Source organism: Flavitalea sp., assembly GCF_035489435.1.
Taxonomy (GTDB): Bacteria; Bacteroidota; Bacteroidia; order Chitinophagales; family Chitinophagaceae; genus DATHKG01.
This window is the reverse complement of sequence record NZ_DATHKG010000086.1, coordinates 15,744-40,026: the sequence shown is the minus strand read 5'-3', so window position 1 is coordinate 40,026 and position 24,283 is coordinate 15,744. Positions and strand designations below refer to the sequence as shown.

21 protein-coding genes are annotated in these 24,283 nt (G+C 42.1%); 10 read left to right on the top strand and 11 right to left on the bottom strand.

The window, feature by feature from the left end:
* Positions 1-831 precede the first annotated feature (831 nt).
* The 6 genes from rplM (at position 832) to VK664_RS12955 (ending at position 5,751) form a co-directional block, all read left to right on the top strand.
* Positions 832-1,275: a 50S ribosomal protein L13 gene (gene rplM, locus VK664_RS12980; RefSeq protein WP_461399093.1), complete on the top strand. Its 444-nt coding sequence runs from the start codon at positions 832-834 to the stop codon at positions 1,273-1,275.
* A 12-nt stretch (positions 1,276-1,287) separates the two neighbouring features.
* Positions 1,288-1,677, top strand: coding sequence for a 30S ribosomal protein S9 (gene rpsI, locus VK664_RS12975; protein ID WP_461399092.1), 390 nt, complete (start codon positions 1,288-1,290; stop codon positions 1,675-1,677).
* 37 nt (positions 1,678-1,714) lie between these two features.
* Positions 1,715-2,599: a 30S ribosomal protein S2 gene (gene rpsB / locus VK664_RS12970; RefSeq protein ID WP_461399091.1), complete on the top strand. Its 885-nt coding sequence runs from the start codon at positions 1,715-1,717 to the stop codon at positions 2,597-2,599.
* 102 nt (positions 2,600-2,701) lie between these two features.
* Entirely contained in the window at positions 2,702-3,538 is an 837-nt protein-coding gene (tsf, locus tag VK664_RS12965; protein WP_461399090.1) for a translation elongation factor Ts, read from the top strand.
* Positions 3,539-3,849: 311 nt separating this feature from the next.
* On the top strand, positions 3,850-4,563 hold the full coding sequence (gene pyrH / locus VK664_RS12960) for a UMP kinase (RefSeq protein ID WP_461399089.1): 714 nt from the start codon (positions 3,850-3,852) through the stop codon (positions 4,561-4,563).
* A gap of 186 nt (positions 4,564-4,749) precedes the next feature.
* Positions 4,750-5,751, top strand: coding sequence for a hypothetical protein (locus tag VK664_RS12955; protein WP_461399088.1), 1,002 nt, complete (start codon positions 4,750-4,752; stop codon positions 5,749-5,751).
* A gap of 150 nt (positions 5,752-5,901) precedes the next feature.
* On the opposite strand, the gene VK664_RS12950 is transcribed toward VK664_RS12955, so the two are convergent.
* On the bottom strand, positions 5,902-6,327 hold the full coding sequence (locus VK664_RS12950; RefSeq protein ID WP_461399087.1) for a hypothetical protein: 426 nt from the start codon (positions 6,325-6,327) through the stop codon (positions 5,902-5,904).
* Between the two features lie 233 nt (positions 6,328-6,560).
* Between VK664_RS12950 and pdxH the strand changes: the two genes are divergently transcribed.
* A complete protein-coding gene (gene pdxH, locus VK664_RS12945; RefSeq protein ID WP_461399086.1) occupies positions 6,561-7,199 on the top strand; it encodes a pyridoxamine 5'-phosphate oxidase in 639 nt (212 codons plus the stop codon).
* 357 nt (positions 7,200-7,556) lie between these two features.
* Here pdxH and VK664_RS12940 read toward each other — a convergent pair whose 3' ends face one another.
* From VK664_RS12940 to VK664_RS12925, 4 genes are all read right to left on the bottom strand, one after another.
* A complete protein-coding gene (locus VK664_RS12940; RefSeq protein ID WP_461399085.1) occupies positions 7,557-7,664 on the bottom strand; it encodes a 30S ribosomal protein THX in 108 nt (35 codons plus the stop codon).
* 114 nt (positions 7,665-7,778) lie between these two features.
* The gene (locus VK664_RS12935; protein ID WP_458923565.1) at positions 7,779-8,048 is read right to left on the bottom strand and encodes an HU family DNA-binding protein; all 270 of its coding nucleotides are present in this window, start codon (positions 8,046-8,048) and stop codon (positions 7,779-7,781) included.
* Positions 8,049-8,342: 294 nt separating this feature from the next.
* Positions 8,343-8,648: a DUF4286 family protein gene (locus VK664_RS12930; protein WP_461399084.1), complete on the bottom strand. Its 306-nt coding sequence runs from the start codon at positions 8,646-8,648 to the stop codon at positions 8,343-8,345.
* A gap of 26 nt (positions 8,649-8,674) precedes the next feature.
* Positions 8,675-9,442, bottom strand: a complete 768-nt coding sequence (locus VK664_RS12925; RefSeq protein WP_461399083.1) for an exodeoxyribonuclease III — start codon at positions 9,440-9,442, stop codon at positions 8,675-8,677.
* Positions 9,443-9,517: 75 nt separating this feature from the next.
* Between VK664_RS12925 and VK664_RS12920 the strand changes: the two genes are divergently transcribed.
* Positions 9,518-10,264, top strand: coding sequence for an LOG family protein (locus VK664_RS12920; protein WP_461399082.1), 747 nt, complete (start codon positions 9,518-9,520; stop codon positions 10,262-10,264).
* Here VK664_RS12920 and VK664_RS12915 read toward each other — a convergent pair.
* The 6 genes from VK664_RS12915 to VK664_RS12890 all read right to left on the bottom strand — a co-directional run bounded on the left by VK664_RS12915 (position 10,247) and on the right by VK664_RS12890 (position 20,086).
* Complete coding sequence (locus VK664_RS12915) at positions 10,247-10,651, bottom strand: OsmC family protein (protein WP_461399081.1); 405 nt, start codon at positions 10,649-10,651, stop codon at positions 10,247-10,249. The two genes, VK664_RS12920 and VK664_RS12915, sit on opposite strands and share 18 nt — an antisense overlap.
* 45 nt (positions 10,652-10,696) lie before the next feature.
* On the bottom strand, positions 10,697-13,420 hold the full coding sequence (gene metH, locus VK664_RS12910) for a methionine synthase (RefSeq protein ID WP_461399080.1): 2,724 nt from the start codon (positions 13,418-13,420) through the stop codon (positions 10,697-10,699).
* A 30-nt stretch (positions 13,421-13,450) separates the two neighbouring features.
* Entirely contained in the window at positions 13,451-14,467 is a 1,017-nt protein-coding gene (locus VK664_RS12905) for a homocysteine S-methyltransferase family protein (RefSeq protein WP_461399079.1), read from the bottom strand.
* Positions 14,468-14,785: 318 nt separating this feature from the next.
* A complete protein-coding gene (recR, locus tag VK664_RS12900; protein WP_461399078.1) occupies positions 14,786-15,403 on the bottom strand; it encodes a recombination mediator RecR in 618 nt (205 codons plus the stop codon).
* An 18-nt stretch (positions 15,404-15,421) separates the two neighbouring features.
* On the bottom strand, positions 15,422-16,858 hold the full coding sequence (locus tag VK664_RS12895) for an Ig-like domain-containing domain (RefSeq protein ID WP_461399077.1): 1,437 nt from the start codon (positions 16,856-16,858) through the stop codon (positions 15,422-15,424).
* A gap of 87 nt (positions 16,859-16,945) precedes the next feature.
* Positions 16,946-20,086 carry an ATP-dependent helicase gene (locus VK664_RS12890; protein WP_461399076.1) on the bottom strand — a complete coding sequence of 1,047 codons (3,141 nt, stop codon included), beginning with the start codon at positions 20,084-20,086 and terminating at the stop codon, positions 16,946-16,948.
* A 211-nt stretch (positions 20,087-20,297) separates the two neighbouring features.
* On the opposite strand from VK664_RS12890, the gene VK664_RS12885 reads away from it, so the two are divergent.
* Entirely contained in the window at positions 20,298-21,659 is a 1,362-nt protein-coding gene (locus tag VK664_RS12885) for a sigma-54-dependent transcriptional regulator (protein WP_461399075.1), read from the top strand.
* Between the two features lie 27 nt (positions 21,660-21,686).
* Positions 21,687-24,275 (top strand): ATP-binding protein, encoded by a 2,589-nt coding sequence (locus VK664_RS12880; RefSeq protein WP_461399074.1) that lies wholly within the window; start codon positions 21,687-21,689, stop codon positions 24,273-24,275.
* Positions 24,276-24,283: the final 8 nt, after the last annotated feature.

The following is a 24,283-nucleotide window of genomic DNA, read 5'->3' as shown; positions in this document are numbered from 1 at the left end:
GATCAGTTTGTATATTAGCTCGGGAAGGGAATTGCAAAAACGAATATCAGCTCAATTGTCATCTATGACTAAATAAGTGATTGGCTTATCCACAAGATTTGATGCTGATTGAATGATGGGACAACAAAGCCTGCTATATAGACTCGTAAGAATTGTTATGCTAGTATGATATTCCCCCAAGTGGATGAGCTAGTTGGGAGCGGGATTGTGCCTTTGAGCGGCCTTCGTACCGTGGTCGGAGTTACTGAAGCCGATCAGGGCGATACTGCAACCAGCACTTGAAGAAACCCAAACAAAGCTGATCAGGGCAAAAAAGCCGATCGGAGACAAGAACCACTCCCAGCATGAGCAAAGGTATTAACCACGGGACACAGCCGCAAAAAGGCACAATCCCGCTCCCAACGGAGTGAAGAAGCGACCAAAAACTGTTGCATAAGAATGCTGGTAAACAAAGAAAGCAAACCAGCACTTCGTACCATAATCGCAGTTATTGAAGCTGATCAGGGCAAAAAAAGCCGATCGGAGACAAGAACAAATAACGGCATAACGAAAGGTATTAACCACGGGACACAGCCGCAAAAAGGCACAATCCCACTCCCAACGGTGCGATGAAGCGACCAAAAACTGTTGCATAATTGTGCCATAACAATTGCGAGATGCAACCAACTTCAAAATCGCAGCAAAATATTTATTGAAAATCAATGCATTACAAGCATACGTGCAAAAAATACTTTTGATATTTGTGTTTTATTTGATTCATTCCATCTACCTTTGCAGTCCAAAAAATTATCAAAAGCCGGGATAGCGGCAAAACTTAAACAGAAATTCAAAATGAGCAAATTACATTTTACTACCAAACATGCTAACGCGGCTACCGTAAAGCACAACTGGTACGTTGTGGACGGTACTAATCAAACCGTTGGACGCATGTGCGCGAAAATAGCTGCTGTTCTTCGTGGTAAGAACAAGGCCTATTATACGCCACATGTTGATTGCGGAGATTATATCATTGTTATTAATGCCGAAAAAGTGGTTTTCACCGGCCAGAAACTTGACGACAAGGAATACCTGACATTCTCAGGATATCCTGGTGGACAAAAAGCGGAAACTGCAAGAAACTTGCTTGCCCGTCGTCCTGAAGCAGTTATCGAAAGAGCTGTAAAGGGCATGTTGCCAAAAAATCGTCTTGGTCGCAAGGTGTACAAAAAATTATTCGTGTATGCTGGTGATAAACATGAGCAGACTGCACAGAAACCACAACCATTAACTTTCTAATTGTAATCATACATGGAAAAGCAAAAAACCGCAGTAGGCCGTCGTAAAGAAGCAGTTACAAGGATCTTCCTTTCAAAAGGCTCTGGCAAAATCGTTGTAAACGATAAAGACTACAAACAATATTTTTCGCTGGTTTATCTTCAAAACCAGGTTGAATTGCCAATGAAAACCCTCCAGGTATTAGATAAATATGATGTTAAGATCAATGCTACCGGTGGTGGTATGAAAGGTCAGGCTGAAGCAGCAAAACTGGGTATCGCCCGTGCGCTGGTTGAGCTTAATCCTGAAAGCCGCCCTGCTCTTAAAGCTGCAGGTGTTCTGAAACGTGATCCAAGATCTGTTGAACGTAAGAAATTTGGTCACAAGAAAGCACGTAGAAGCTTCCAGTTCAGCAAGCGTTAATCTTATCTCTAATCAAAATATTCAAAGAATAAATAACATGGAAAATAACACTTCGTTACAACAACAATTACTGGAGGCAGGTGTACATTTCGGTCACTTGCGCAAGAAGTGGAATCCAAAGATGTTACCATACATCTTTGCTGAAAAAAAAGGTATTCATATTATCGACCTTAACAAAACAACAGAACATCTTCAGGAAGTTGCTGCTGTATTGAAACAGGTTGCCCGTAGCGGTAAAAAGATCATGTTTGTCGGAACCAAGAAACAAGCAAAAGAAATTGTTTCTGATTGCGCAAAGAAAGTGAACATGCCTTACGTTACTGAACGCTGGTTAGGTGGTATGCTTACAAACTTCAATACGGTTCGTAAGAGTGTGAAAAAGATGCAGAGCATTGATAAGATGCTTGGCGACGGAAGCGCAGAGAGCCTGACTAAAAAAGAACGCCTGCAATTACAGCGCGATCGTGATAAAATGGATAAAGTATTGGGCGGTATCTCACAACTGGGACGTGTACCTGCAGCTTTGTTCATCATTGATATCGGTCATGAGCATATCGCTCTTGCTGAAGCAAAACGTTTAGGTATCACAACATTTGGAATGGTTGATACCAACTGTGATCCAAACAAAGTTGACTTTGCTATCCCATCTAACGATGATGCAACAAAATCAATCGCAATCATTACTCAATATATCACTGCTGCTATCGCTGAAGGCCTGTCTGAAAGACAAGCTGCAAAAGATGAAGAAGTAGACGATTCAGGTGATGATGAAAAAGATAAGAAAGCAGCACGTCTGCAAGCTGAAGCGGAAGCTGAAGCTGCACGTGGTGGCGGTGGTAAGGTAAGAGGTGGAACACAACCTAAGCGCCGTGTACCAGGTGGTGCTACACGCAGACCAGGCGGTCCGGGCGGTCCACGCTAATCAGCTTTTTCGATTACAATATCATTCACAATATTTATACGGTCAGGGATCCATTTAAGGATGTGTCCCTGACCAATTTTATAAAATTTCAAATATTTTTTTATGTCAACTGTTGCTATTACAGCCGCTGATATTAACAAGCTCCGCCAGACAACTGGCGCCGGAATGATGGATTGCCGAAAAGCATTGACTGAAACCGGTGGTGATTTTGAAGCTGCTATCGACTGGCTCCGCAAGAAGGGTGCTAAGGTTGCTGCTCTTCGTGGAGATCGTGAAGCGAAAGAAGGTGTTGTTCTTGCAAAAACAACTCCTGATCAGAAAACCGGTATTGCTGTTTGTATCAGCTGTGAAACTGATTTCGTGAGCAAAAATGCAGACTTCGTAGCTTTCGCTCAAAGCATCGCTGATGCTGCGATCGCCAATAATGTGAAGTCAATTGATGAACTGAACAATGTAGTTATTAATGGTGCAAAAATTTCTGATCTTGTGAACGATAAACTTGCCAGCATTGGTGAGAAAATCGGTATCACAAAACTGGAAAGAGTTGATGCTCCTTTCGTAGCTTCCTATATACATGGTGCAAACCGCATCGGTGTACTAGTTGGAATGAACAAAGAATCAGCTGAAGCCGGAAAGGACGTTGCTATGCAGATTGCAGCAATGAACCCCGTAGCTGTTGATGCTGACTCTGTGCCACAAGCAACCATCGACCGTGAAAGAGCCATTGTTACTGAACAGATCCAGGCTGATCCAAAGATGGCTGGTAAACCAGCTGAAATGATCTCTAAGATCGCTGATGGAAAACTGAATGCGTTCTTCAAGGAACAAACACTTACTGCCCAGGTATTTGTTAAGGACAATAGCAAGACTATTGCTGATTACCTTAAATCTGCCGGTGACATTAAGATCATAGAATTTAAGAGAGTTGCACTCGGATAAGACTGAATTCAACAGACATAAGAGAGCCGTTCCCCAAAGGAGCGGCTTTTCTGTTTTCCCAACTACGCTAAGGCTTCGACGGGCGAGGCCCGACTACGTTTTAAGTGAAGGTGGGGCCTCGCCCGCCGAAGCTTCAGCGTAGATGAGGGCCTCGCCCGTCGAAGCTTTAGCGTAGATGGGGCTTTGCAGTCCTTCGGTTAAAGCTTCGGCGGTCAAAGCCCCATCTACCCTAAAGCGAAGGAGAGACTTAAATTAAAAATCCTTTTCTTTGCACGAATAAGGCTTCATAATTTTAAAATCTTGTAATTCACATGCTTCCAAAGTACAAACGTGTTCTGCTTAAGCTTTCAGGGGAATCTTTAATGGGCGATAAGAGTTTTGGGTTCGATACAGCAATTACAGAACAATATGCGAATGATATAAAAAGCATCGTGGATCTTGGGGTTGAAGTTGCAGTAGTTATAGGCGGAGGAAATATTTATCGTGGCATGAACGAAAAGGAAACAGGGATAGAACGGGCGCATGGTGACTATATGGGTATGCTTGCCACAGTAATTAACGGAATGGCAATGCAGGCAATGCTGGAAAAAATCGGAGTATATACCCGTTTGCAGAGCGCTATTAAAATGGAACAAATTGCAGAACCTTATATACGTCGCCGTGCCATCAGACACATTGAAAAAGGGAGGGTAGTAATTTTTGGTGCTGGCACAGGAAATCCATATTTTACCACTGATACAGCGGGTTCATTAAGGGCAATTGAGATCCAGGCTGATGTTATTTTGAAAGGAACCAGGGTGGACGGAATTTATACAGCTGATCCGGAAAAAGATCCTACTGCAAAAAAATATAATGTGATCACGTTCCAGGAATGCATATCGAATAACCTGAGGGTGATGGATATGACTGCCTTTACCTTATGTATGGAAAACAAATTGCCAATCATTGTTTTTGACATGAACAAACCAGGCAATCTTCACAGTGTTGTAACCGGCCAGCAGGTCGGTACACTTGTAAGGGATTGACCATCAGGAGGATAGAGATATGATTTTAAATAGCTTGCATAATCCGGAATGTGTTACTACTTTACCGCTACGAAAAACCACCAAACGGGTGGTTTTTTCATTACCCCTGACTCCCGATCCATTGAAAGACGGTCCCTGTTTTATATTCCCGATAACCGGGAAGATAAACGTTAACCCAAAACCGTTATGAATTCATTTGTAGTCATCTTTGGCTTCCAGCTTACTGTGAGCATAGTGGAAATATTAATTTTCCAGATCGGGGCAATTATTCTGGGCTTTTCCATCCATTTTTTCTGGACCAGCAGCAAAAATCCGCCGCCTTCCAACGCTGAAAGGCCCGTTTTGGCAGGTTCCAGCCTCAATCCAGGTAACGAATGGCGCCTCAAATATGTAGAAGAAGTTGAATCAAGGCAAAAGCTTGAAAAACAGATGCGTCGTGATCTTGAGATGACCCGCGACAACGAGAGCCTGCTGATCATAGAATTGGAAGAAACAAAAAAAGAAATAATAAGGCTGGAAGAACTCTCAAGACCGAAGGAGGAAACCAGTGATCAACAGGAGAAGACTTACCTGGATCAACTCCATGTTGCACACAATAACCTGCATGAACACAATCAGCATGTCTCAAGACTCCTTGGTCAAATCGACCTGCTTAAGGAATCTGAACGCAGGCACCTGAATACCCAGAAGGTTAATGAGGAATTACACGCCAACTTGCATGAACTTCGCAAGAATCTTTTTGAGAAAGAAAATGAGCTCAGGATGATCAGGCAGCAACAGCACCTCACCACGGAGATACAGGAGCGACTTGACAAAGCCTATAGTGACTTTAATGGTTTGCAGGAAAATATCTCAAAACTTAAGACTTATATAGCCAAACCGGAAAACCGGAGCTTTGAATATGAGGATCTGCAACAGTCTTTTTTCAGACTCACCTCCGAGTTTGATGGATTGAAGCTCAGGCAACAATCAATGCTGGAAGAGAATCAGCGCCTGTCTATATTGTTAGCCGATGCCGATGACAAACTCAGGGAATCTAATTTTCAAAGGCAGCAACTTCACAAAAAAGTAACCTTCCTTGAAGAAATGAACCGGGATCTTCAGCAGTTAACTGAACAAAACAAGAAACTTGACAACCAACTAAAAAGGGTAACCGATATCGGCAACATGATGGATAGGAAAGACTAACCAATCGTCAATCCCTGGTAAATCCCAGAAATGAACCATCCGGCTGTATATTCCTGATAAATCCCGGATATGTACTAACCTCTGGTCAATCGCCCGTAAATCCCGAAATGGAATTGTAGTCTATAGCGGAACCTGAAGGATAGTGTGATATCAGTTCCTCTCAAAAGTCAGGTAATCAGTATCGCCATTGCCACCGCTTACATGCTGCAGCCTGATCTTCGTACCTGTATTTTCAATAACCAGCCAGTCTTCACTTAGTTCCTCAAAAGCGGAAGGGCTTGCAAAAGCGAGCACCAGTTTTGATTTTGAGTTATCGGTGCCCGTGGCCCAGGAACCTACAACAGTCGAAGATCCTTTAACTACTGTTACTGCATTGTTTGCGCTGAATGTAAACGTGTAGCCTGTAAATGTTGAGGTCTGATCCCTGTTATCTTCAATGAAACTGGTTACTCTCCAGGTGCCGGAAGTAGCGACAGTGCTGAGCTGTGCAGGAGAAGACGGGTCATCATCATTTTTGTTACAGGCGATTAATGTCGTTAATGATAAAAAAAGAAAGGTTAGCAATTTTGTGTTCATACCGGTAATTTTTATATTGGTATTTTTTTGTCCTGGATTTGTTTGAAAATCTTTTTTAATTGTTTACATACATTTCAATGTTATACCTCTAATTATACGGGTGGAATGAATAAAAGGTTCCTGGTAATAGCAACTACTTTTGAAATTTCTTTTCAAAAAACAGCGAATGATGATAGTTTGACCGTAACATAATATTGATAACAGATACCTGATTGTATGTAATTTTAGGGTCTATGACATCAATTGCAGATATCCGGAAAGATTATAAATTACAATCACTGAATGAAGAGGATACCGGCTCGCCATTCGAACTATTCGAAAAATGGTGGAAAGAAGCTTTAGCGGCGCAGATTGAAGAAGTGAATGCGATGACCCTTGCTACTGCATCAGCAGATGCGGTGCCCTCGGCAAGGATTGTATTACTTAAAGGATATGATCAGAAAGGTTTCGTCTTTTTCACAAATTATAATAGTTTCAAAGGTCAGCAACTGGAAGAAAACCCGAGGGCATCCCTGGTATTTTTCTGGAAAGAATTGGAACGCCAGGTTAGGATCACCGGTGTTGTTGCAAAAATTTCCGATGAAGAAAGTGATCAATACTATTTCAGTCGTCCTGAGGGATCAAGGCTGGGTGCCTGGGCTTCGCCTCAGAGCCAGGTAATAGAAAATCGTCAATGGCTCGAAAATAATGAAAAGCAGTTCCGTGATAAATTTGCGGGACAGCCGGTACCAAGACCACCGCACTGGGGCGGATACCGGGTAAAGCCAGTCAGTTTTGAATTCTGGCAGGGAAGAGCCAGTCGCCTGCACGACCGGCTACAGTTTGGTCTGTTAAGCGACGGCGTCTGGCAGCTTGAGCGACTTGCTCCATAAACCGCAAACCGTTAGATAAAAGTTTACGAAATGGATGATAAATAGTTGCTTAAATACAACCCATATCACTCAAGTGAAGAGGCCGCTGCTCCACCCTGAAGTGGAGAAGTTGATACTCAATCTGAGCTGAACTGTCTTATGGTTTCAACCTGAGGGAATAACAACAAGGGCAAAGCAACTATAATAATATCATCAACTATCCGGTACAACAATCAACCCCGAAATATCATCAACTATCCCGTACATCAATCAACCCCGAAGGGGTTGACTTCGCATAACCCGGGGTGAAACCCCGGGGTCACCAGCCAAAAAAACCAGCCGAAGCTGGTCATAAACAAGGTAAACAGCCGATATTTATTAAGCCTCTTTTTTCTTAGCTACTTTCTTTGCTCTTGCAGGTCTTGATTTACCGAATGACCCTTTGAATGTTTTTCCTTTTTTGGTTTTTTTATCTCCTCTGCCCATGTTGAATGATTTTATGAAACGAAGTTATTCTATTTGTGTTTATTCAAAAATAAAAAAAGCTCCGGTACTTCGAATAGTCTAAGTAGCGGAACTTTTGGATGCAGTGCATCAAACTCATAATTTGGCTTGCAATTCTTTGCCAGCTTTGAAGCGTGCAACTTTTTTAGCCTTGATTTTGATGACAGCTCCGGTTTGAGGATTGCGGCCGTTACGGGCAGCTCTCTTAGAAACCGAAAAAGTTCCGAAACCAACAAGCGTTACTTTACCACCACCTTTCAGTGTTTTAGTAACAGCTTCAACAAAAGAATCTAATGTAGCGTTTGCTTGTGTCTTTGTAAGGCCTGCATCGTCAGCGAGCTTTGCGATTAATTCAGCTTTGTTCATAGTGTAATATTTTTATTTACTTTAAGCATGACAAATTTAGAAGCTTTTTCATATACACAAAACTTTTGTGCAATTATTTTAGAAGATTGAAAATTTGCTAAAAACCGCAATGGATAAGGATTATATGAGAAAATTTCAGGATTCTGATGCAGGTTCTGATCTGGCTGTGCCACCAAAAGCCGCCACCAGCAAGGGTTTCAGAGATCGGTAGCTGAAATGCTTGCCTGTACTGGGTTTGAGATTAATGTACAACTTTTTTCCTATTGCGTAAGGTTAAAATATTCTTATCCACAATTAGTTAATAACTTCCATCAGGCTACTGAAAGAAATCTCATGATCCCCCCACCTGTTTCTGACTTTCTCCCTTAGCCCTGGCGCAAAATGCTGGATATAACGGTCATAGTTTTCCTGGTTATCGAGATAATACTGAACTGCAAAAGTGGGTCCGTCAATGTCGTCAACATCCATTAAACGCACCAGCTGATACTTTAAAAACAATCCTGTTTCCAATATTTCCATGATATGCTCTGTAAGCATCCAATCTATCCATTTGTCCTGAATCTGCCAGCTGACCTTCGAAGTAACATTATAAATGAACATTGTTATAAGATTAATAAGTCCCGATATCAGTTTTTCAATTCCAGGTATATCGGGCAGTGATCGCTATGTTTAATATCAGGGTAGATCTCGGATGAAACCAGCTGGTTTTTTAACGGGCTTGTTACATTGATATAATCTATCCTCCAGCCTTTATTCTGGGCACGAATGGTTGGAAAACGCTGTGTCCACCAGCTATACCTGTGAGGTTCAGGATGAAATTCACGGAAAGTATCGATCCATCCACTTTCAAAAAGTTTATCCATCCAGGCCCTTTCTTCCGGTAAAAACCCGGTTGATTTTTTATTTCCTTTCGGATCATGGATATCCATTTCTTTGTGTGCAATATTGTAGTCGCCACAAAGAATCAGTTTGGGATGAGTCTTCTTCAGCTTTGTAACGAATTTATAAAATTCATCGAGCCATTTGTATTTGAAATCCTGGCGGTCATCTCCCGAAGTGCCAGATGGAAAGTAGGCATTGATAAGTCGCAGTTCTCCAAAATCCATTTGAAGAACACGTCCTTCATCATCGCTTACCGCATGACCGTTGCCATAGATAACATTGTCCGGTTTAATTTTTGTAAACACGGCAACACCGCTGTAACCTTTTTTCTGTGCTGAAAACCAGTAATCCTCATACTTAAGATTGCTGAATAAATTCAGGTCGACATTATCGCGGAGTGCCTTGGTTTCCTGTACGCAAATAATATCGGCAGGATCTGTTTTGAGCCATTCAATAAATCCTTTATTGATAGCTGCACGAATGCCGTTTACGTTATAACTGATGATACGCATGCTTTGTCTTTTATTAATTATATTGAAAGTCAATAATAATATTGAATAATATTGGCAGGCAATTTACATACTTCAATGAAAGCACAGACGATAAAAAAAATACAACCGATAATTCCCGCCAAACAACAGGTTTACCTTGACGGGCCGCAAAGCCGTGAACATGAGCTGGGGTTCGCGTGGCGGGTGTTTAAGCAACTTATCAAGGGGATGAGGACACTGCATTTTGTCGGACCTTGTATCACGGTATTTGGCTCAGCAAGGTTCGATGAAAAACACAAGTATTATATAGCGGCAAGGGAATTTGGTAAACGGATTTCAGAAATCGGGTTTACAACGATGACAGGGGGAGGGCCAGGTATAATGGAAGCCGCAAACAGGGGTGCTTTTGAAAATAATGGTAATTCAGTAGGCTGTAATGTTCAGCTTCCATTTGAACAAAAGCCTAATCCCTACATGCAGCATTCCATCACGTTTGAGCACTTCTTTGTAAGGAAAGTGCTGCTGAAAAAGTATTCCTATGCATTTATTATTATGCCCGGCGGTTTTGGTACGCTCGACGAATTCTTCGAAACGCTTACGCTGATTCAAACTAAAACGATGACCCAATTTCCCATCGTAATCTATGGAACCGAGTACCATAAGGACCTGATTGAATACTGTAATTACCTGGTAGAAGCAGGCACCATCTCCGCAGCTGATATGAAGCTTGTATTGCTCACCGATAACATCGATGAAGCAATGCAACATATCCTTACATATATAACCGGCAATTATAAAGTCAAACCACGAAAAAAGAACTGGTGGTTATTTGAAAAACGATAACCTGACTGGTGTCCCACTGCGGATTGTTTTATGTATCTCTGCTATCGAGTCAACATAATTCACCAGGTCCCTTAATTTTTCTTCAGGGCATTTGGACTCAATGCTAACATTATATTCAATGTTATTACCTGGTTCACCTTCTCCACCAAATTCACCTGTGACGGTAACATCGACAGATTCGATATCTATATTTCGTTTGGATGCTTCCCGGTAGATGTCATTGCAAAAGCAGGTGGCAATAGCGAGGAACAACAATTCGCCGCCGTTTACAGCTGAACCTTTACCATTTGCTTTAGAAGGGATAATGATTGTTTTTTCATTTCCTTCAGTCGCTACTGCGGCCTCATTTTTATCACGACTATTCTTAAGATTAGCTGAAATAAACATGGTATTACAACTTAATTGCCAGGGTTAGAATAGTGGAAAATAAAGTTAACTATCATATTCCAGTATCGGTCTCAACCATCTTTCCACTTCTTCAAGTGGCATTTTTTTTCTCCTCGTGTAGTCTACCACTTGGTCCTTTTCTATCTTGCCAACACCAAAATATTTGCTTTCAGGATTTGCCAGGTACCAGCCGCAAACCGAGGAGGCCGGGAACATAGCCAGTGATTCTGTCAGTATTATTCCTGCATTTTTCTCCGCCTGCAGCAGTTCAAATAATTTATATTTTTCTGTATGATCGGGACAAGCCGGATAACCTGGTGCCGGCCGGATACCCATATACTCTTCTTTTATAAGTTGTTCGTTGGTCAGGTGTTCTTCGGTTACATAACCCCAATCCGATGTTCTCACCTTTTTATGGAGGAATTCAGCAAAAGCTTCTGCAAGCCTGTCTGCAAGGGCCTGGAGAGTGATTTTATTATAGTCATCCAATTGCTCTTCAAACCTTTTGATATGTTTGTCGATACCATGAATAGACACAGCAAATGCACCAATATGATCCTGCTTACCGGTAGATTCCGGTGCAATGAAATCGGCCAGTGATAAGTTTGGCTGGTCAGCTGTTTTCTTAATCTGTTGCCTTAAAAATTCGAGTTCTACTGATTTGTCGCCATCTTTCAGATGTACAGTATCCTTCCCGTCGGAATTTGCCGGCCAGAAACCGATTACACCCTTTGCCTGCAACCACTTTTCATCAATGATTGTTTTCAACAGCTTTTGTGCATCATTATAAAGTTTGGTTGCTTCAGTACCAATAACTTTATCGGTAAGAATCTGCGGGAATTTTCCATGAAGCTCCCAGGCAATAAAAAATGGTTGCCAGTCAATGAACTCACTTATCTCTTTCAGATCGTGATTATCAAAAACCTTAATCCCTGTGTAGCTGGGCTTAACCGGTGTAAATACATCCCAGTTTATTTTAGTTTTATTTTTTTGAGCATTTTCGAGAGAAAGATATTGCTTGGCCGATTTCTTATTGCTAAAATCTGTTTTGAGTTTGCTGTATTCAGATTTCAGCTTGTCGAGAAAAGCCGGTTTATTGTCTTTGTTCAGAAGCGTTCCTACTACGGTTACACTGCGTGAAGCATCAAGTACATGCACGACTCCGAGTTCATACTCTGGTGCGATCTTCACCGCTGTATGCATTCTTGAAGTGGTAGCTCCTCCGATAAGCAGGGGCAAATGAAAATCTCTCCTTTTCATTTCCCTCGCAACATTCACCATTTCATCAAGTGAAGGTGTAATGAGACCACTGAGCCCGATAATATCAACGTTTTCCCTTTTGGCTGTTTCAAGAATTTTTTCAGTTGGTACCATCACCCCAAGATCTATGATATCATAACCATTACATCCAAGTACAACACCAACAATATTTTTTCCGATATCATGCACATCACCTTTTACGGTTGCCAACAAAACCTTTGCAGCGCCACCGGACTCATCATTTATAGTACCTGCAGCGGCATGTGCGGCCCGACGATCGGCTTTTTCCTGTTCAATATAAGGTGTAAGTATTGCAACTGATTTCTTCATTACCCTTGCGCTTTTTACTACCTGCGGCAGAAACATCTTTCCGCTACCAAACAAATCACCCACCACATTCATTCCGTCCATCAACGGGCCTTCAATCACATCAAGCGGCTTTGGATATTTGACCCGGGCTTCTTCTGTATCTTCATCTATATAGTCAGTGATCCCATTAACGAGCGCATGTTTAAGTCTTTCCTCAACAGATGTGGTTCTCCACTTTTCATCTTTTACCTCAACCTTTCCTTTGGCTTTAACGGTCTCAGCAAACTGTATCAGTTTTTCAGTTGCTTCGTTATTATCATTGTTACGGTTAAGCAACACATCTTCACAAAGATCACGCAGGGTTGGTTCGATCTCATCATAAACTACCATCTGGCCCGCATTTACAATACCCATGTCCATACCGGCCTTGATGGCATAGTAGAGAAACACGGAGTGCATGGCTTCACGAACATGTTCATTGCCCCGGAAAGAAAATGATATGTTACTAACCCCACCGCTGATCTTGGTGAGTGGCATCAGTTTTTTTATTTCAGCAGTGGCTTCAATAAAATCAACTGCATAGTTGTTATGTTCTTCAATACCCGTTGCTACTGCAAAGATGTTTGGATCGAATATGATATCCTGGGGATCATAACCAACATCCTCTACGAGAATTTTATAAGCACGGTGGCAAATTTCAACCTTTCTTTCCTTTGTATCTGCCTGGCCCTTTTCATCAAAGGCCATTACTATCACAGCCGCTCCAAAACTCTTGCACACATATGCCTGTTCGATAAATTTCTCAACTCCTTCTTTCATGGAGATTGAATTAACGATACAACGCCCCTGTACACATTTCAATCCTGCTTCAATGATGCTGAATTTGGAGGAATCGATCATGATAGGGATCCTCGCTATATCCGGTTCGCTCTGCACCAGGTTAAGGAAAGTCGTCATCGCCTGCACACCTTCCAGCAGGGCATCATCCATATTTACGTCAAGCACCATAGCGCCGCTTTCAACCTGCTGGCGGGCAACACTAAGCGCTTCTTCATATTTATTATCGCGTATGAGACGCGCAAATTTCTTTGATCCGGTTACATTGGTACGTTCACCAACGTTTACAAAATTAGTCTCTGGCCTTACTACAAGTGGTTCAAGTCCGGAGAGCCTTAAGTACGGTTTTATAACTGTAGACATAATACTTTCTTGGGTCAATATTGATAGGGATTAGACAAGCGTTTCTTCAAGCACAGGTAACTGTCTTGGGGCAAACTTTTTTACGTTGTCCGCAATATGTTTTATATGATCAGGTGTGGTGCCGCAACAACCGCCTACGATATTTACATAACCTTCTTTTGCCCATTCTTCCAGGAAATGTGCTGTTTCATGTGGTTCTTCGTCGTATTCACCCATTGCGTTTGGTAAACCGGCATTTGGATAAGCAGAGGTATAGCAAGCGGCGATCTGGCTAAGCTCAGCGATATGCGGACGCATATCAGAAGCTCCCAAAGCACAGTTCAGACCAATGCTCAATGGTTTTGCATGCATAACCGAAACATAAAAAGCTTCAAGTGTTTGTCCGCTGAGTGTACGGCCGGATGCATCTGTGATTGTACCGCTGATCATAATAGGCAATTCTTTCATATTGTTCTGGCGAAAGAAATTTTTTGCCGCGTAGATAGCACCTTTTGCGTTAAGTGTATCAAATATCGTTTCGATAAGAAGTATATCTGCACCGCCGTCTACAAGTCCCCTGATCTGTTCGGTATATGCAGTAGCCACTTCATCAAATGTCACTGCCCTGAAACCAGGATTGTTTACATCCGGCGAAAGACTGAGTGTTTTATTTAATGGCCCGATTGCACCCGCAACAAAGCGTGGCTTCTCAGGATTTTTTTCAGTGTATTCATCAGCAGCTTTGCGTGCCACTTTTGCTGAAGCAACATTCAGTTCGTATGCTATTGATTGCATATCATAATCTCCCTGTGCTATAGTGGTAGAGCTGAAAGTATTTGTTTCAATGATATCAGCACCGGCTTCAAGATATTGTTTGTGGATCTCTTCGATTATCTGTGGCTGGGTTATGCTTAACAGGTCGTTGTTGCCCTTTACATCTGTATGCCAGTCTTTAAATCGTTCGCCCCTGTAATCAGCTTCTTCCAGCTTATATCTTTGGATCATGGTGCCCATGGCTCCGTCGATTATCAAAATCCGTTTTTCGAGTTCTTTTCTGATGTTTCGCATTACCGCTCCTTTTTTCGTGATTAATAAACATTTTCCTGGCTGGCATTTGCTTTTAGAACACAGGCATGCCGGGAAAATCTAAATCATTGAATAACCGAATAATAAACGTTGGGAAACAAATGCGTGGGAGCGTTTCTTGGCGTTTATTAGTTCAATTTATCCCGCAAGCTGTGCTGCGGGACTCACGGGCCGAACAATAAACAAAATCCGCCCGTAAGAATATGCAAAGGTAATAAAATGTATCTAAATTCAAAGCAATGACTGGCCGGGACTTTGGGGAAGCCAGCCTATTAATGTTCTAAACCGGCCAGGTAAGCGCTATTTTGTAACATAACTTTCCACTGGCAGGCGGTTGGTGATTGACCGGGCCAATGTCATTTCATCTGCATATTCAAGCTCGCCACCAAAAGCGATCCCCCTGGCAATGGTTGTAACCTTTACGCCCAGCGGATTTAACTTTTTCTGTGTATAATATATGGTCGTGTCGCCCTGGATATTAGGGTTAAGGGCAAAAATTACTTCCTGGGTTGATTCTTTCTGTACCCTTGCTACCAATGATTCGATAGTGAGCTGATCCGGACCAATTCCGTCCAGCGGACTGATAATACCTCCGAGAACATGATATAGTCCATTGTATTGCTGGGTACTTTCGATGGCTATCACATCCCTGATGTTTTCGACCACGCAGATCATCTCCTGTTTCCTCATCCTGTTCGAACAAATTGAACAGATTTCCCCATCCGACACATTGTGACAGCGTTGACAGAACCGGATGTCCTTACGCATTTTGATAATGGTTTCTCCAAATCCCTGCACAATGCCTTCATCCTGCTTCAGTAAATGCAGCACAAGCCGCAAAGCTGTCTTTTTTCCGATACCGGGAAGCTTCGCAAATTCATTCACTGCATTTTCAAGTAAGGCCGAAGAGAACTGCATAACGCAAAGATAATTTGGTTACAGGGTTATTTCAATATCATTATCGATATTGGCCCTGATATTAACCTTCCGTTGTACAGGCACTACTTTTTCAGGCTGGCGGCGGTTAATAAAGAAACTACCGGGATCCCATTTCCCGTTTTTATTTTCATCGTAAAGAATGCGAAGCTCATATTCGCCCGGGTTGAATAACCTCGAGTTGAATTCGCGGTTGTTTCCAAAAACATAAGTATAGACGACGGCATCATTCTGCACAAACTGCAGCACAGGATTACGAGCCGGGTCAAGATTAGGGAAACGCATCCTGACCAGCCCATAGTCGGTTTCTTTTTTAGTACGGAACGAAATAGTGTCAGTTCTCGGAAGTTTTCGTCCTGAACTATCGACTGCAAATTCCTTATCCAGAACAAGATTATAAGCCGTGTTTTCTGTCCAGGGATAAAAGATTGCTATGCGTTTTCCGCTGGTATCTCTCAAAAAACGGTAGTTATTTAACGGTTCAAATTTTTCGTTTGCCAATATTACCTTGCTTGAATCGAATTGCCTGAGCGAATCCAATGGAAAAAGTAAATGGAATGTATCAGACGGAAGTAAGCCAAGCTGGCTACCGGTAAGATTGGTCTGAACCCTTAATAGCCGGTCAGCTATAGCTGCATTTCCTTTTAGTGCAGGCTTAGGCTGGGCAGTCGGTCGCCTTATGGTCGGGCGCGCTGTATCTTTTTCCAGGTAGGCATATAAGATGATATTTTCCGGGGGATCAATACTAGATACAAGGGTATCATAAAATGCAAAAAGCTGTGTTGGGGAAGTATATCTTCTGCCTCCGCTTTCATCTTTAAATGCATACAGGGCATAAGTGTCAGCTGGCAAATTTCGAAACACAAAGTTTCCCTTGCTATCAACCTTAGTTGCATAACGCGGGCGATCGCGAAGTGCGGAATCTGCAAAGTTTTTATGCAATACTACAACTATTGTAGTATCAATTTTGCCACTTTCGGCTATAATAACATTGCCTGGAATAGTTAATGAATCAAGTGCGCTGCCGGTTGAAAATAAATAGGTAAAATTTTTGTACGGGTTGCCTTCATTAATATCCCTGATTGCATCACCAAAGTTGAGTGAATAGGTGGTGTTAGGTTCGAGTGTATCCCTGAGGGTTATAGTAACCTCCCGTAATTTATTTTGCACCGTGGGTGTAATTTTTGGCACGGGCGTTACCAACAGGTTTTGCTGAATATTCTCCAGCTGCACATATTCGTTGAAGGAAAGTGTGATCTTTTTACCTTTAAAATTAGTGGTAGAATCCTTTGGGTTTGAATTCAGCAGGATTGGTGGTAATGAGTCTCTTGGCCCGCCTGTCGGGGGAATTACATTCGCGCAACCCGACCCACCAATCATACCAGATAATACAAATGCACAAATCAGGGTAAAAAATACAAAACTATTTTTTTTCATACTGTTCCAATGCGGATTACAAACTTAATGGGTTTGAGTGGATAATAATTGTTTTGACAAAAGCTTAGCATTTCAGTACAGGGGAATCTATTCATCTTCATCCACACTAATATCATGCAAGGCAATGGCAAGGTTATTAGTCTTCACAAACTCACACCAATGACAATCAGGTTTGCCACAACCTGTGTAGAAATCATGGGCCTGTATCTTTTGCCAGGTTTCTACGATTTGTTTTGTTACAGTTGTAATGTCTTCCGGGTTTATGATCACCTTAATCTTCTGATAGTTTTTCTTTTTATCGGGTTCGATAAAATCAAATTCGGTGCTTGCAACCTTCCATTCCTTTCTTTCATAATTATCAACCAGGATCTTATAAAAAACAGCCTGGCGCCAATAGTCCCCGCCGTTGGGATCTTTATCGTTCGGTCCTTTCAGTTTTGGTTTTGCATTGTCGGGATCACCGGTTTTATAATCGACTACGTTTACCAGCTTACCATCGAACTCAAGTTTATCAAGTTTGCCTTTCAAAGGCACATCCTTAATAGCGACCTGCCTGATGTTCCTTTCAACAGAAACCACCTTGCTCCAGCTGTTTATATATTTATCATAATAATCCGTCAATATCTGGAATCCATATTCAAGCCTGCGGTCAAACTGTTCTCTTGTAAAACTTTCACGGTGGCGATGCATGTACCATTCAAAGTCAGTGAGAAATTCTTCTTTGGAAGGAAACTGATCATTACGTTGCTGCATTTTTTCAAACAGCATTTGTAATGCATGGTGTGCGGCCGATCCGAATTCTGTTGCTTCATTTTTGGGTGAAGGTATCCGGACCAGGTTTTTGAAATAAAACTCAAGCGGGCACTTAAGATAGTTGTTCAACGCAGTGACGCTCATAACAAACTTCTCAAGCATGGCATGAAGAAATTCTTCCTCCACATGACCTATCTCAGGCGCACGGTTTTCAGCGAAAGATAAAACCTGGAATTCAAGTATAACCGACTTATCCATAATAACCTTCTGGGTCGGAATGATGTGGCGATCCTGTATTTCTGCAATAAACATGGAGGGCTCCAGCTCCCGTCCATCGTTACGGAAACGGCTATACGACATCTGCAGATGTTGTTCTGCCCGGGTTAGGGCTACATAAAATAATCTTCTTAACTCCTCATCATCATTGGCGTTGCTTACCGTGGAAAACATGTTATCGGGGTAACTATAACCTCCGCCTGGTTTTCTCTTCTTCTCCCAATAAGCAGAATTACAACCCAGTACAAACACGTGTTGAAACTCCAGTCCCTTGGAACCATGGGCTGTCATAAGATTAACTCCCTTATCATTACCGCTCACCTGTACCAATGGAAGTACAAGCTCTTCTTTTTCCATCAGGTTGAATATGTTTACGAGCTCAGCCAATCTTAGTTTCGGATTCCTCCTGGTCTCCTCCTTTACAAAATCAAACAGTGAAGTTACTACCTGCATGAGCCAGACTTTCTCCGGATCCTGCATAATATGCCTGAGGACGCCCGCTTCCCTGATTATATTTTCCAATAGCGTTTGCAGGGTAACGTTAGGAACGTTTGCAATAAGCTTTTCCATTACAGTTCCGGCAAATTTCAATTTCTCATTGAAAGGTTTTGCAAACAGGTCCGCTGGTGGTTGGGTTGATTTTTCAAGAAGTAATTTGCGGAGCGAAGTTTTTTGTGAACCGAATTTTTTATCAGCTACTTCGATCGACAGTTTTGCAATTTCTATCGGTGGTATTCCGAACCAGTCAAAATGGAGGATTTCAAATAACATTTCATCTCCACCAAATGGTGTTTCCAATTCAGCAGCGAGATATTTAAAAAACAGGATGATTTTAGCGGCAACGGGTATCTGCAGGATATTCACATCCCGTTTGCTATAAACGGGTATCCCTCTTAGTTTGAAATATTGTGCAAGGTCTTCGCCGTATCTGTTCTCTTTATAAATGATCCCGATCCGTCCGGACGCAACACCTTCGCTGATCAGCTTTTCAGCCTGGAGAGTTATATCAATCATCTCCTGGTGCTGTGATTCATATTCTTTGATGATTGGAAGATGAGTCAGGCTATTGATGGCAAGATTTGATGCCTGGAGATCCTTTGAAAGCCCGCTCATCTTAGTGACTAATCTGCCCGTATTTCGATCTATCAATGTTTTAGATATATCAAGGATCGGTTGAATTGACCTGTAGTTATTCGTAAGCACGATAGTGAGCAGGTCCTTATATGTTTCTGTGAATGCAAGCATGTTGTCGATATTTGCACCCTGGAAACGGTAGATACTCTGGTCGTCATCACCCACAACAAAAACATTGGGCTTGTCCCAGTAGTTGATCAATAGCTGGACAAGTAAGTTTTGAGTACCGCTGGTATCCTGGTATTCATCAACCAGGATATAGAGGAATTGTTCCTGGTATTTCCTTAACAGTGAATCGTTTTCCCTGAAAGCTTTGATGACCCAATTGATCATATCATCAAAATCATAGCGGTTCCGTGATCGCATAAGTTCCTGGAAACGGTCGAACTCATTTACTGCGGCGCGAAGCTTTTCCATGCGCTCCTTTGCTTCATCCAGTTTGTCTTTTTTAAGATCGCCGGCCTTGTATTGTTTGGTCGCTTTTTTATAAATGTATTCTTCGCGGGTTGGTAAACTCTCGAGATAACTGGTGATCTTTTCGTCGATGAAAGCCGGGGTCCAACCTTCACGTTTCATGGTGCTGAACAGCGATTGCAGGTTGCGGATCTCGTAGTATACATCCCCCCTGTATCTTTTTAGCGGATGGTTTTTTGGGAAGGTATCGATCAGTTCCTTGAATAATGCTATTTTTTCAAGTTCCGAAACCGGGTCCATTGAAGTTTTTTCAAACAGGGAAAGATTATCCTGGATCACATCATTACAAAATGCATGGAAAGTATAGATCCGGACTTTGTAGGCATCGGGGCCGATGAAAGATAATAATCTTCTCCTCATGGCTACTACACCGGCTTCTGTATAGGTAAGACAGAGAATATTATCGGGGGCGGTATCAGTTTCCAGCAAAATCTTCCCGATTCTTGCACTCAGGATCTGGGTTTTGCCGGTGCCGGGGCCTGCGATCACCATCACCGGGCCCTCAATGGTATTTACGGCTTTTTTTTGTTGGTCATTGAGTTGTTCAAAAGTTTCACGGAATTTTTCATTGAGTTTGTCAGATAAGGCCATGTTGCAAAGGTAAAGGGTATACTTCACAACCGCCGACGGTGGGTTAGTTTACATAGTGCCGGGATGTACCGCCCGGTATTCACCTAAGTACTTCCCCTTACTCATTGATACCATGCATGTTATATACCCAGGTATTATTTTTGGAATTATTCCTTATTCTGGAATATTTTTTCATCATTTGCGTTTATAGCTTCAAGTCCATACCCAAACCATGAAGAACCCAAATTCTCTCAAAATTTTCATCCTGGAAGATGATGTCTGGTACGGTTCCATGCTGAACCATTACCTTTCACTCAATCCTGATTACGAAGTTCGTCGCTTCGAAAGTTCCAAAGCATTTTTTGGTGCACTACATGAGAAACCAGATGTGGTTACACTCGATTATTCCCTTCCAGATATGGATGGTGGCGAGGTCCTGAAAAAGATCCGCGAGGTTCATCCAGACATCCAGGTTATTATTATATCCGGCCAGGATGATGTGGCAACCGCTATCAGCCTGTTGAAAAACGGGGCCTTCGATTATATCGTCAAAGACGATGACACCAAGGACCGCCTCTGGAACATACTTGCACACCTGAAAGAAATAGATGGACTGCGCAAGGAAGTGGAACAGCTAAAGGAACAGGTTGGAAAAAAATATGATTTTTCAAAGTTCCTGATCGGAAAAAGTGATGCCATTGAGCGGGTATTTGCGTTGGTTGAAAAAGCATCCAAAACAAATATCACGGTTTCTATATCCGGTGAAACGGGCACGGGAAAGGAGATGGTGGCAAAAGCCATCCATTACAATTCCGAAAAACATAAAAAGCCATTCGTTCCTGTGAATGTTGCGGCTATTCCAAAAGACCTTATAGAAAGTGAATTGTTCGGCCATGAAAAAGGAGCATTTACGGGGGCGGTTACCCGAAGAATTGGCAAGTTCGAGGAAGCCAACGGTGGTACATTGTTCCTGGATGAGATTGGGGAAATGGATATCAACCTGCAGGCTAAACTCCTGAGGGTTTTGCAGGAAAGAGAGATTACCAGGATCGGTGGAAATGAAGTAGTGCCCATCAACGTTAGAATCATTGTTGCCACGCATAAAAATTTACTGGACGAAGTACAAAGCAAAAACTTCAGGGAGGATCTTTATTATCGACTGATAGGTCTGCCTATCCATCTTCCACCGGTTCGTGAACGCGGTAATGATATCGTTATCCTGGCCAAACATTTTATGGATCAGTTTTCAAAAGAAAATGGTGGAGATAAGAAAATACTGGATGCTGATGCACAGCAAAAGTTGCTTGGCTACGCTTTTCCCGGTAACGTTCGTGAACTGAAGTCAGTAATGGAACTGGCCTGCGTTATGACCGATGGGGAAACGATAGCAGCGGAACATATATCTATCAATACCACAGCTAAAGTAGCTGATCTGATGAATAAAGAAAGGTCGTTGAAAGAATATGAGATCCAGATTATTCAGCATTACCTGGACAAATACGATAAAGATGTTTTACTGGTAGCTAAAAAACTTGATGTCGGGAAATCCACGATCTATCGTATGATCCAGGCAGGCGAGCTAAAGGCCAGGTAATTATAATGCTTCAACTAAATTGACAATGTGCACCCAGGCGTGAATACTCAGAATACTATAGAAACCCTTCACCGGATCATCGTGGAAAAACTTGCGGGCTCAGAAACCGAAACTTCCCTTAGAAATAAAATTAATGGGATAACCGAGATCAGCCAGGAATTGGTTGGGCTCAAATTAGAGGAGCAAAGAAAGTTTTATGAAGATGTACTTGATAACATTCCAACGGATCTCGTAGTATTTAATACAAATCGTGAATATCTTTTCGCTAACCAGACTGCCATCAAAGATCCGGTAGTAAGAAAATGGCTGGTTGGAAAAAGGGATGAAGACTATTTTCTACTCCGCAAGCTACCGGCAGAAATGCTTGAGAAGAGAGTAAAGATGTTGGATGCAGTTTTGGAGACCTCAGAGGAAATCAAATGGGAAGAGGAATTTATTTTGAAAGATGGTAGTCTCCAGCATCAGCTGCGTTGCTTATATCCTGTATTTGATGAATCCGGGAATTTAAAATTGCTGATTGGTTATGGATTCGATATAACTGAACAAAAACGGATTGAAGAACAGATCCAGAGAAGCGAAAAAAGATATCGTGACCTCTTCAATTATAGCCAGGCGCTGATCTGCACACATGATATGACTGGCAGGATGTTATCTGTGAACCCAGCTATCTGCGAATTACTTGAATTTTCAGAAGATGAAATGGTCGGCAGACTTGTCTCTGACTTTATTCCACCTGAGCATGAAAAAGACTTTCAAACTTTATACCTGGATCCTTTGATAAGTGAGGGAAAGTGCAAAGGCGTGTTTTGTGTAATCAGCAAATCCGGTCAACGCATATTTCTTTTATACAAAAATTACAAGGTTGAAGAAGAAGGGTTGGAGCCTTATATCATTGGTTTTTCACAAGATATCACGGATCGGGTAGAATCGGAGAAGGAATTATTGTTAGCAAAAAAAATTACAGAAGATACGTCGAGAGCAAAAGAAGTGTTTCTTGCCAATATGAGTCACGAGATAAGAACACCAATGAACGGTGTTCTCGGTTTTGCAAGCTTACTTGTAAAAACGGATCTCAATGAACAGCAAATGGAATATCTGAAAATGATACAGGAATCAGCGAACAACCTCCTGGTGATCGTTAATGATGTGCTGGACCTTGAGAAAATCCTGATGGGCAAACTGAAGTTTGAGCATATTGATTTTCCAATTGCAGAACGTATCGAAATCTGTGTTCAGACCTTTACTTATAAAGCGGAAGAAAAGGGAATTGTATTACAATCATCTATTTCACTGAATCCTGATGTTACTGTTATTGGCGACCCACACCGTCTTGGACAGGTATTGAATAATTTGATAAGCAATGCTATTAAATTTACTGATAAAGGATCGGTTACCATCTGTGCAAACGTCCACGAATCAAGCGAGTCATTGCTCTGGATTGAATTTACTGTAACTGATACTGGTATTGGAATTCCGGTGGATATGCACAGTGAAATTTTTGAACCTTTTATGCAGGCCAACACTGCGGTCACCCGGCAATATGGCGGCACCGGTCTTGGCTTAAGTATTTGCCGAGAGCTCATCCAGTTAATGGGTGGACAGTTATTTGTAGATAGCGAACCTGGAAAAGGTTCTACTTTCAGATTCTTATTGCCATTTGGAATCAGTGTTTATAAACCAAAGAATAAAGACATGTCACGGGAAATTAATTATCAAAGCCTGGGCAAAAGACGGATTTTGGTAGCAGAGGATGTCGAGCTCAATCAGTATCTCGCAAGACATATTATGGAATCGTGGGGATTTGAAGTTGAGATCGCGGTCAATGGCCGGGAAGCGTTGCGAAAGGTGCAGGAAAGCGAATATGATCTTATATTGATGGATATACAGATGCCGGAGATGGATGGTATGCAGGCCACCCAGAATATCAGAGCCCTTGAAAATAAAAAAATATCGCAGATACCAATAGTTGCACTTACGGCAAATGCGCTTAAGGGTGATAGTGAGAAGTACATGGCAGTGGGAATGAATGATTATCTCTCAAAGCCATTTGACGAACCGAGGTTATTCCAGGTAATTTCTAAAAATCTGGTTATAGCAAAATCGCAAATTGCGCAGTCGGAAGATTTTACCGATGGAATAGATTCAACCGCATCCGGGAACTCCGCATCCGGAGCCGCTGGATCCGCAACCTCAGCATCTGCAAACTCTGCATCCGGGACCGCTGTATCAACATCAGCAACAATGGGACCGGCTGAAATAATACAGGCTCCCGGCGAAAAGTTATATAACCTATCGATGGTCGAAGCCATTTCCGGCGGTGACCAGGATTTTGTCAAAAGAATGATTCAGCTTTTCCTCGATACCATGCCTGAAGCTTTGCAAGATATTGAAATGGCTACCGGCGATCAGCGTTGGGAAGGGTTAAGTAAACTGGCTCATAAATTAAAGTCCACCATCGATTCCATGGGTATTGAAAGGTTAAAACAACTGGTACGGACGATCGAAAGCAATGGTAAATCGGGAACGGATACAGGGCAGATCCCTGCTTTGGTTAAGACCCTGGTTGCCACTATGAAACTCTGTATGGACCAGATAAAAAAAGATTACACATTGTAAACATATTG

Excerpts from the sequence above, each read along its gene's own strand:
- rplM (WP_461399093.1), top strand. The coding sequence starts at position 832 with ATGAGCAAATTACATTTTACTACCAAACATGCTAACGCGGCTACCGTA.
- rpsI (WP_461399092.1), top strand. The coding sequence starts at position 1,288 with ATGGAAAAGCAAAAAACCGCAGTAGGCCGTCGTAAAGAAGCAGTTACA.
- rpsB (WP_461399091.1), top strand. The coding sequence starts at position 1,715 with ATGGAAAATAACACTTCGTTACAACAACAATTACTGGAGGCAGGTGTA.
- tsf (WP_461399090.1), top strand. The coding sequence starts at position 2,702 with ATGTCAACTGTTGCTATTACAGCCGCTGATATTAACAAGCTCCGCCAG.
- pyrH (WP_461399089.1), top strand. The coding sequence starts at position 3,850 with ATGCTTCCAAAGTACAAACGTGTTCTGCTTAAGCTTTCAGGGGAATCT.
- VK664_RS12955 (WP_461399088.1), top strand. The coding sequence starts at position 4,750 with ATGAATTCATTTGTAGTCATCTTTGGCTTCCAGCTTACTGTGAGCATA.
- VK664_RS12950 (WP_461399087.1), bottom strand. The coding sequence starts at position 6,327 with ATGAACACAAAATTGCTAACCTTTCTTTTTTTATCATTAACGACATTA.
- pdxH (WP_461399086.1), top strand. The coding sequence starts at position 6,561 with ATGACATCAATTGCAGATATCCGGAAAGATTATAAATTACAATCACTG.
- VK664_RS12940 (WP_461399085.1), bottom strand. The coding sequence starts at position 7,664 with ATGGGCAGAGGAGATAAAAAAACCAAAAAAGGAAAAACATTCAAAGGG.
- VK664_RS12935 (WP_458923565.1), bottom strand. The coding sequence starts at position 8,048 with ATGAACAAAGCTGAATTAATCGCAAAGCTCGCTGACGATGCAGGCCTT.
- VK664_RS12930 (WP_461399084.1), bottom strand. The coding sequence starts at position 8,648 with ATGTTCATTTATAATGTTACTTCGAAGGTCAGCTGGCAGATTCAGGAC.
- VK664_RS12925 (WP_461399083.1), bottom strand. The coding sequence starts at position 9,442 with ATGCGTATCATCAGTTATAACGTAAACGGCATTCGTGCAGCTATCAAT.
- VK664_RS12920 (WP_461399082.1), top strand. The coding sequence starts at position 9,518 with ATGAAAGCACAGACGATAAAAAAAATACAACCGATAATTCCCGCCAAA.
- VK664_RS12915 (WP_461399081.1), bottom strand. The coding sequence starts at position 10,651 with ATGTTTATTTCAGCTAATCTTAAGAATAGTCGTGATAAAAATGAGGCC.
- metH (WP_461399080.1), bottom strand. The coding sequence starts at position 13,420 with ATGTCTACAGTTATAAAACCGTACTTAAGGCTCTCCGGACTTGAACCA.
- VK664_RS12905 (WP_461399079.1), bottom strand. The coding sequence starts at position 14,467 with ATGCGAAACATCAGAAAAGAACTCGAAAAACGGATTTTGATAATCGAC.
- recR (WP_461399078.1), bottom strand. The coding sequence starts at position 15,403 with ATGCAGTTCTCTTCGGCCTTACTTGAAAATGCAGTGAATGAATTTGCG.
- VK664_RS12895 (WP_461399077.1), bottom strand. The coding sequence starts at position 16,858 with ATGAAAAAAAATAGTTTTGTATTTTTTACCCTGATTTGTGCATTTGTA.
- VK664_RS12890 (WP_461399076.1), bottom strand. The coding sequence starts at position 20,086 with ATGGCCTTATCTGACAAACTCAATGAAAAATTCCGTGAAACTTTTGAA.
- VK664_RS12885 (WP_461399075.1), top strand. The coding sequence starts at position 20,298 with ATGAAGAACCCAAATTCTCTCAAAATTTTCATCCTGGAAGATGATGTC.